This is a genomic window from Mucilaginibacter sp. (assembly GCF_039935595.1).
GTDB lineage: Bacteria > Bacteroidota > Bacteroidia > Sphingobacteriales > Sphingobacteriaceae > Mucilaginibacter.
The window spans coordinates 35,504-44,136 of record NZ_JBDTJZ010000103.1 but is presented as its reverse complement, the minus strand read 5'-3'; the positions used below and the strand labels follow the sequence as shown (position 1 = coordinate 44,136).

9 protein-coding genes are annotated in these 8,633 nt (G+C 49.3%); 7 read left to right on the top strand and 2 right to left on the bottom strand.

The features are described 5' to 3' along the window. The first annotated feature begins 72 nt into the window (after positions 1-72). Positions 73-411, top strand: coding sequence for a single-stranded DNA-binding protein (locus ABI367_RS07125; protein WP_462258060.1), 339 nt, complete (start codon positions 73-75; stop codon positions 409-411). Continuing rightward, entirely contained in the window at positions 408-1,889 is a 1,482-nt protein-coding gene (locus ABI367_RS07120) for a YifB family Mg chelatase-like AAA ATPase (RefSeq protein ID WP_462228407.1), read from the top strand. Before ABI367_RS07125 ends, ABI367_RS07120 begins: the two co-directional genes overlap by 4 nt. On the opposite strand, the gene ABI367_RS07115 is transcribed toward ABI367_RS07120, so the two are convergent. After that, positions 1,886-2,278, bottom strand: coding sequence for a hypothetical protein (locus tag ABI367_RS07115; RefSeq protein ID WP_462228406.1), 393 nt, complete (start codon positions 2,276-2,278; stop codon positions 1,886-1,888). The two genes, ABI367_RS07120 and ABI367_RS07115, sit on opposite strands and share 4 nt — an antisense overlap. Before the next feature lie 47 nt (positions 2,279-2,325). On the opposite strand from ABI367_RS07115, the gene ABI367_RS07110 reads away from it, so the two are divergent. From ABI367_RS07110 to ABI367_RS07090, 5 genes are read left to right on the top strand one after another with little or no spacing between them, the layout of a single operon-like run. Then, on the top strand, positions 2,326-2,601 hold the full coding sequence (locus ABI367_RS07110; RefSeq protein WP_462228405.1) for a hypothetical protein: 276 nt from the start codon (positions 2,326-2,328) through the stop codon (positions 2,599-2,601). Continuing rightward, complete coding sequence (locus ABI367_RS07105; RefSeq protein ID WP_462228409.1) at positions 2,588-3,199, top strand: UPF0758 domain-containing protein; 612 nt, start codon at positions 2,588-2,590, stop codon at positions 3,197-3,199. The genes ABI367_RS07110 and ABI367_RS07105 overlap by 14 nt, the downstream gene beginning before the upstream one ends. A 7-nt stretch (positions 3,200-3,206) precedes the next feature. Further along, positions 3,207-3,749, top strand: a complete 543-nt coding sequence (locus ABI367_RS07100) for a CHC2 zinc finger domain-containing protein (RefSeq protein ID WP_462228404.1) — start codon at positions 3,207-3,209, stop codon at positions 3,747-3,749. Positions 3,750-3,803: 54 nt separating this feature from the next. After that, a complete protein-coding gene (locus ABI367_RS07095; protein ID WP_462228403.1) occupies positions 3,804-6,029 on the top strand; it encodes a DUF5686 family protein in 2,226 nt (741 codons plus the stop codon). Between the two features lie 17 nt (positions 6,030-6,046). Next, entirely contained in the window at positions 6,047-6,322 is a 276-nt protein-coding gene (locus ABI367_RS07090) for a cupin domain-containing protein (protein ID WP_462228402.1), read from the top strand. Here ABI367_RS07090 and ABI367_RS07085 read toward each other — a convergent pair. Beyond that, the gene (locus ABI367_RS07085; protein ID WP_462258059.1) at positions 6,313-8,619 is read right to left on the bottom strand and encodes a glycoside hydrolase family 31 protein; all 2,307 of its coding nucleotides are present in this window, start codon (positions 8,617-8,619) and stop codon (positions 6,313-6,315) included. The genes ABI367_RS07090 and ABI367_RS07085 overlap by 10 nt on opposite strands. Positions 8,620-8,633 lie beyond the last annotated feature (14 nt).

Genomic DNA, 8,633 nt, shown 5'->3' with positions numbered 1-8,633 from the left:
GGCTATACACGGGTATTTGAAGGAAAATTTGAGGTTAGGCCCCCAACTTTGTGTCAATAAATTTTTTAGATCATGAACAATTTGAGTAACAGTGTGCGGTTGACCGGGAGGTTGGGCGCGGCACCGGAAATGAAGGAGTTAGAAAATGAGAAAAAAGTGGCAAAGATCAGTTTGGCGACGCATTATTACCGGAAGAATGGTAAGGGTGAAACTGTTGAGGAAACGCATTGGCACCAGTTGGTGTTGTGGAACCAGCAGGCGGACATTGCAGAGAAATACCTGAATAAGGGTAGCCAGATCGCAATTGAGGGAAGATTGGCGAACCGGTTTTATACGGATAAGGATGGGGAGAAGCATTATGTGACAGAGGTGGTGGTGAATGAGCTGATGTTATTGGGTAAAAAAGAATGACGGTAAGTGTGAACAGCGCGGCGTTGGCAGGGATCGACGCCGTGTTGATTACCGTAGAGACGCGCGTGTGTGCCGGTGTAAGTTATTTTATTGTGGGTTTGGCGGGTGAGGCGGTGAAGGAGAGTTTGTTCAGGGTGGAGAGCGCGGTTACTTCCTGCGGGTTTGATATGCCGAGGCAGAAGATTTTGATCAGCCTGGCTCCGGCGGGCATTCGTAAGGAAGGCGCTGTTTTTGATTTGCCGATTGCGTTGAGTGTGTTGGCGGCTTCGGGTCAGTTAGATTCGGCGCTGATGAATGATTCTTTGTTTACCGGCGAATTGTCGCTGACGGGGAAGTTGAGGCCTGTCAAGGGGGCTTTGTCGGTGGCGGTAGAAGCCCGTAAGGCGGGCATTAAGAACTTAATACTGCCGAAAGAGAATGCCAATGAAGCCGCCATGGTTGCTGACCTGGCGGTTTTTGGTTTTGAAACATTAAGTGAGGTGGTGGATTTTTTGCATGAACCAGGTTGTGTGAAGCCGGCAATTGTTAAAGCTAACGATATTAAAAAAGCGGAGCAGTTATATAGCGCTGATTTTTCGGAGGTACGAGGGCAGGAGAAAGTGAAACGGGCTTTGGAAGTGATAGCGGCGGGCGGGCATAATGGTTTGTTGATCGGGCCGCCGGGTACCGGTAAAACGATGCTGGCGACGAGGTTGCCTGGTATTTTGCCACTGCTGGGTTTGCAGGAATCCTTGGAAACGACACGGATTTATTCGGTGGCAGGGCAATTGGATGGTACCGGTTTGGTGACGGAACGGCCGTTTCGGGCACCGCATCATACAGTGAGTGATATTGCTTTGGTGGGTGGCGGGCCGGTGGCGATGCCGGGCGAGATTTCCTTGGCACATAATGGGGTTTTGTTTATGGATGAGTTGCCGGAGTTTAAACGGAAGGTGCTGGAAGTGTTAAGGCAGCCGTTGGAGGAACGGCAGGTGACGATCTCGCGGGCAAGTTACGTGGTGAATTTTCCGGCAAATTTTGTTTTGTTAGCAGCGATGAATCCTTGCCCTTGCGGTTTTCATGGTCATCCAAATCGTAAGTGTAGTTGCACACCGCAGGCGATCCGGTTGTACCGGTCGAAAATTTCGGGGCCGTTGCTGGATCGGATTGATTTGCATATTGGGGTGCCACCGGCTGACCTCACGGCAAAGCCTGCGGAAAGTAGCGCAATGGTGCGTAAACGGGTAATTGCCGCGCGGGATATGCAGTTAGCGCGGGCTGGTGTTTGTAATGCTTTGATGCGCAATGAGCAGCTGCGTACTTATTGCGCTTTGGGTAAGCTGGAGCTGGACGTACTAAACCAGGCGATGGTACAGCATAAATTGTCGGCGAGGTCTTATGAACGTATTTTAAAGATGGCGCGAACGGTAGCTGACCTGGCTGGTGCTAAAAACATTGGCCTGGTGCATTTAGCGGAAGCTATCGGCTACCGCGCTTAAACAACGATCTCTCTTTGACGGCGGACGATCAGGACGGTCTCGTCTTCCATTTCTTTGTAGCCGAGTTCAAAACAGAAGCAATATATCTCGCCGGTTGTTTTGGTACGGGTGCGGCTGGTGAAATACTTGAAGGTAAAACCGCGGCCGTCCAGGTCTTGTTTGTCCATAGCATGGGTGTCTTTGTTGCCCAAGCATTGATCCAGGATTTGCCGGTTCTTGACCAGGATTTGTTGTACCCGTTTGATATAGGCGGCCAGGCTCATTTCCGGCGAGGCGCTTTCATCTTTGTTATTATTGTAATCGGTCTTGCAGGCATCGCTGCAATATTTCTTGTCTTTACGGCCCGAACCAACCGGTTGTCCGCAATTCAGGCAAAGTTTTTCTTCCATGAGCTAAACGTTTAGAAACGGCTATACCCGGATAAAACAACGGGATAATGATTTGGTTCGCAGAATTTTGTATTATGAAAAACTTAATAAAAGGACGGCTTGACTCGGAGAGTTTCGGCGTAGAAGGACGGCATTTTTTTGTGGACCTGATGAAGGCGAAGAATGATAAGCGGTATTTGCAGATCACGCGGGCGGATTATAAGGATAAGGTTTTTTATGAGCGTTCGTCGGTGATCTTGTTTGAGGAGGATTTTGGTTTCCTGGTGGAGGCCTTGTCGATGGTATTGACACGTTATACACACGGTGAAAATGGAAAAAATTAAGCTGCTGCCGCTTACGGAGCGGCCGAGAGAGAAAGTGCAGGCGCTGGGTGTGCAGGCATTGAGTGATGAAGAGCTATTGGCGATTCTGCTGGGTTCGGGTACGCCAAAATATCCGTTGAACGAGATTTGCACAGCCTTGGGCCAATATGAGTTGAGTGTTATCGCGCAAATGGATATGCAAGCGTTGTGTGCGTTTAAGGGGATTGGCCCGGCTAAGGCTACTATTCTGTTGGCAGTCACGGAATTTTGCCGAAGGACAAAATCGCTGCGGCTAAAGGATGACCGGGCATGTTATGAATATTTACGGCCCTTACTGGCACAGGCGACACAATTACAATATATCCTGCTGTTGCTAACTGCCGGGCGGGAACTGCTGGCCTTTTCGGAAGCGGGCAGCGTCCTGCCCGATATTACTTGGATCACCGAACTGGCGATAGAAGCGGGTGCGGGGCGCATCCTGCTCGCCCGAAACGGCTGGCCTGCTTTTAGTAATACGGAAAGCCGTTACCTCAGCCAACTCCGCAATGCCTGCGAGGCATTAGGACTAATTTGCGACGGATTAATGGCCGTTGGGCCGGAACGGTTTAAAATGATCTGATATGCATATGGGCGAAATTATCGGTGAATATGTTTACCTCAAGCCTTTGGGCGAGGATTTTGTTGGCCGTTGTCCATTTTGTTTGCATCCGCAGCCATGCATGGTCGTTATTCCGAGTTTAAAAACGTATGAATGTTTGCATTGCCGCCAGACCGGCGGGGCGGTTCATTTCATTAAGCATATGGAAAATATCATCAAATGGGATTTTCGGCGCAGCACCCGGCGAACCGTTAAACATACGATTGGAACGGTGTATGTGCTGAAACTGGAAAACGATTGTTATTATGTTGGCTTTACGCAAAACTTGCCCCGACGGCTTACCCAACATTTCGCGCATAAAGGGGCGCTGTGGACCCAAAAACACACGCCACTGAATTTGGTGGATGTTTATTACGATGTGCCGGAATTTGTGGAACACCGCGTCACCAAGCGTTATATTGAGCGTTACGGCCCGGAAAAAGTGCGGGGCGGGAATTATCTGGACACACGGGATCAGCAGGGAGCGTACCGACGCTATCCAAAGCGCTTTTACTTCAAACAAACATATTGACGCTGGGCAGGTTTATTCAGCATGCGATTTTGTTTTTTGATCGGGTTAGTCCTGTTGAGCCTGGGCGCTGCCGGACAGACGGTGGTGACGGGGCAGGTCGTGGATGCAGCTAGCGGGGAGCCTTTGGGGTCGGTGTCGGTGAGTTTTGCGGGTGGCGGTACGATGACGGATTCACTGGGCAGGTTCCACCTGGCCGGTAATTTTAGCCAGTTGAGGTTTTCATTGGTGGGGTATTCGCCACAGACGCGGGCGGTCAGCGGGGCAAAGCTGCAGGTATTGCTGGAGAAGAACGTGGCTGAATTGCAGGGAGTAACGATTGCGTCGGTGAGGACACGGTACCGGAATAAGGGGAACCCGGCGGTGGAGTTGATCCAAAAAGTGATCGATCATAAGGCGGAGAATCGGGGCTTGGCGTCCGGGGATGTGGAGCAGTATGAGCGAATGAGCTTGTCTTTGTTTAATTTGCCGCCCTCGGTCATGGAAAGTAAGTTTTTTAGGCCCTATCAGTTTATGCTGGATACGGTGCAGGGGCAGACTTTTTTGCCGGTGCTGGTGGAGGAGAAATTGTCGTATAAAGGGGTGCAGACGGATTATAAGGGGGTGAATATTTTGCAGTTTATCGATACCGCGGGCGTGAAGCTGTATGTGAACCAGTTATATGGGCACCAGCCGGATATTTATGAGAATAATGTTTTTATTTTAGCGAACCAGTTTTTGAGCCCGATCGCGGATCACGCTCCGAATTATTATAAGTTTTTTATTACCGATACCGTCAATAATCAGGTTAATCTGGCGTTTATTCCCCGGACAAAGGGTGATCTATTGTTTGAAGGGAAGCTGTCGGTCTCCCTGAGCAATTATGCGGTAACGAGTTGTGAGTTAAGACTAAACAGGCAGATCAATGTGAGTTTTGTGCGGAGTTTCGTGATCAATCTGGATTTTGATGGCGGGCGGTTAAGCCAGAGTAAGGTGAAGGCGGATTTCGGGCTGACGAGTAAGGGCTGGGGTATTTATGGCGAACGGCTGGTGCAGTATCGTACCCGGCCCAGGGGCAAGTTGGACAATTTACCGGTGTATGCGAAATTATATAAGCTGGAGCAGTTGCCGTCGTATAAGCGGACGATGTGGTGGCTGACGACGCTGACGGCGGGGTATGCGGATACAGGGCCGGTACAGGTGGGGCCGGTCGCGCATTTTTTATCGTTCAATAGCCAGGAAGGTTTAAAACCTGAAGTTGGTTTCCGGACGACGCCGAAACTGGACAGGACGTTTTATGCGGAGGGCTTTGTCGCTTATGGTACGCGTGATAAGAAAATCAAAGGCAATGCGATCGCCTATATTTCATTAAATAAAGTTGCCCCTTATCGTTTCCCGAATGATTATTTGAAGGCGAGTTATTTATATGATGTCGACGTGCCGGGGCATACGTTTTCGGTGACCAATAGGTCGACCGCGCTGTCGTCTTTTCAGACGGGAAAAACGGATTACTGGCTGTACAGTCGCATCACCGAACTCCAGTACGTGAAAGATTTTGAAAATCATTTTTCGTATGCGCTCGGTTATAAAAACTGGCAGCAATCGCCGGCTAAAGCGTTGGTTTATCAATGGAATGATGGTACCGTCGTCCCTCGTTTGACGACCAACGAATTGAATGTACATTTGCGCTATGCGCCGCATGAGGAACTGATCCAGGGGAGCCGCACGCGGCATAGTATTCATAACCCCTACCCGGTCTATGACCTGCTCATTAATCAAAGTATCAGCGGTTATCGTTATACCGACCTGGGCATCAACGTTTATAAACGTTTTTATATGTCACAGGCCGGATTTTCCGACGTGACGCTGCTCGGCGGCTACGTGCTGGGCCAGGTACCGTTTCCGTTGTTGAATATCAGCCCGGCCAACCAGTCGCTGGCCTATAAGCGGGACGCCTATAACGCGATGAACTACCTGGAATTTGTGAGCGACCATTATTTGGGTATCAATGCTACGCACACGTTCAATGGTTTTTTGCTTAACAAGGTCCCGCTGATCAAGCACCTGAAATGGCGCGAATTCCTTTCCGCCAAAATTTTATATGGCGGGCTGCGTAACCCAGGCCCCTACCGCTTACCGCCAAATGTTTACGCGCTGGGCAATACGCCGTATGCGGAAGTTGGTGCCGGTATCGGCAATATCTTCAAATGCTTGCGCGTCGACCTGATCCGGCGCCTCACCTACCTCGACCACCCCGATGCCCGGACCTATGGCATCAAAATCAGCTTCCAGCCGGAATTTTAATTCGCTATATTTACGTAATGACTTTAGACGATTTTAAGCAACTGGCGCGGCCGGACGGGCTGTCGGTGCAGTTAAGGAGTTTGTGGTATGATGGGCAGGGCGACTGGCAGCGGGCGCATGCGGAGGTGGATCATTTGGATGATGCAGGGTCGGCGTGGGTGCATGCGTATTTGCACCGGAAAGAGGGCGATGTGGGCAACGCGGATTACTGGTATCGCCGGGCGGGGAAGGTTCGGCCGGAGGTTTCGCTGGAGGCGGAATGGGAGGCGTTGGTGGTTGGGTTTCAGAATTGAATTTTTTTAGTTTGACCGGTATAATGAACTAGTTTAATTTGTTTACCGGGAATGAGTTGTACTTTAAATGTTCTGGGGGTTTTGGTTTTGTCGGGTGCAAGCGTTAATATTTTTTCTTTGTCATTCCAAACTATTTTTATTTGAGGACTCTTGCCTTTTAAGTAGTCCTGACTGCTCCCGTCATCTTCATAAAGAATGAAGCTTCCATCAGCACCTGTAAAAATTTTAAGGGTGGTAGGACCGGCCACTTTTTCAGCGGTATACTGGCGAACAGGGTCGACCGGAATGATAGCTCCCGCGCGTACGTAAATGGGCAATATGGACAGGTCAACCAGGCGCTTAATGCGCTTGTTGCCTTCCATTTTTTTATTTTCCCACCAGTCATACCAGTCACCTTTTGGCAGGTAGACTGTTCTTGAAGTTGCCCCTTTTTTATACACGGGCGCGATCAGCAGGTCCCGACCCCATAAATATTGGTCATGAATGGTTTTGCACCGCTCATCATCCGGGTAATGCAGCCACATCGGCCGCATTAAAGGCAAACCCTTTTCGCGTGCCTGCCAGGCTAAAGTATAGGTATAAGGCAAAAGCTGGTAACGCAATTCATCATATTTTTTAACGATTGGTTCAATGGCCGGGTTATTTAATTCTGTCAGTAGAGGATGGTTTTTTCCTTCGGGCGGGCCAAGTGTACCCGCGCCCCAACCCCATGGCAGCCGGGTATGCCAGGTTACGCCATGGCTACGGAAAAGGGCATTAAATGCACCAAATTGAAACCACCGGGCATACAATTCGCCGGTTAATTCTTTATTCGGAAAAAAGCCGCCGATATCTGTTCCCCAATAGGGGCCTATACTGACCGCGTAATTCAGACCTACAGCTATTTGCGTTTCCAAGGTCTTCCATGATGATTCTGTATCCCCCGACCACACCCATCCTCCCCATTGCGCGACGCCGGGATAGCCGTTACGCTGCAGGCTCCAGGGCCTGAGATTGGGCTTGGCCGATAACTGACCCTGGTAGTACAATTGATGACGTTTAATACGTTCATCAAGATTAAACCAATCGCCTTCATCCGGCCAGAACGCATCTACACCGGTATTGACGAGGGGTATGTGCTGATTCCAATAACTTTGTATATGCGAAGCGTCCAATTTTTCGCCGGCTTTAGCAGGGATATTGCCATGCAATCCGGGCAGTTTGTCCCGGTCCCAGGGTACCATATGCAAGACCACTTTCACCTGCAGCGCATGCATATCCGACATAAAATATTTTGGATCACGCTTAAATACTTCCGGATTAAATTCAAATGAAGGTTGCTTTTTATTCCATCCGCGGGGTACAAAGCCGGTACCCAGATAGATCACCGCGTCCAGGGGGATTTTTTTGGTTCTGAACGTATCTACGATACCGATCATTTCTTTTTCCGTTTCCAGCGTCCGGTGCGATTGCATATAGCCTAATGCCCATTTTGGTGGCATAGCGGCAGGTCCGGTGATCATCGAAAAGTTTTTCATCAGGACAGCCGGGTCATGGGCATCCAGCACAAACAAGTCAAACAAACCCGGCACCATTTGATCGATTGGCGGTAATCCTTTGCCTAAATTTAAGGCCTGGTTGGCCATGGTTTGAGGCGAATTTTGCTCCCCGCCCGGCTTCCAGGGGATAAACAAGCCTTGATCTTTCGCGGTGAGGTCCACTTCGGCCCAAGGGGAAACTACGAAAATTGCCCAATTCCCCGGATCAATCAATAAAGGCACGGGATTGCGTGACCCATAGGCATCGCTTTGCCACCTGGGTTGCATTTTATAATAGCGGCCCTTTCGGTCATATTGAACCGGTAAGGTGCGCCAGTCAATGCCTTTTTCGGGTGCCTGCCCGCCTTCGCCTAAACCCAGGACAGGTCCTTTATCTAATTGGAAAGACACGCTCCCATTATCGTTGATGCGGATACGCTGGAGAAGCTGCCCTTTTTTATTGGAAATGGTAACCATGACGGGCGTAGGTGTTACTTCTACATTCAAGTCTCCTACTGATTTTTTTACAGTCTTACTAATATTTGTCAGGCTAATGATAGGTTTACCATAATCCTTATCCAATACCGCCGGTGTTGAAGCAAAATTGCCTTTATAGTTAAGCGGCTTTAAAGTAATACGGATGCTACCCTGACCAGCAGGTCTAATGTCTAATTGTGCTGGTATATTATCAATAACTATTTGTTGTGCATTTGAGCTATAGCGAGTTATTATTATTAAAAATATGCAAACAAATTTAAAATACCTTTTCATTGATGCCATATTAATTTGTTATA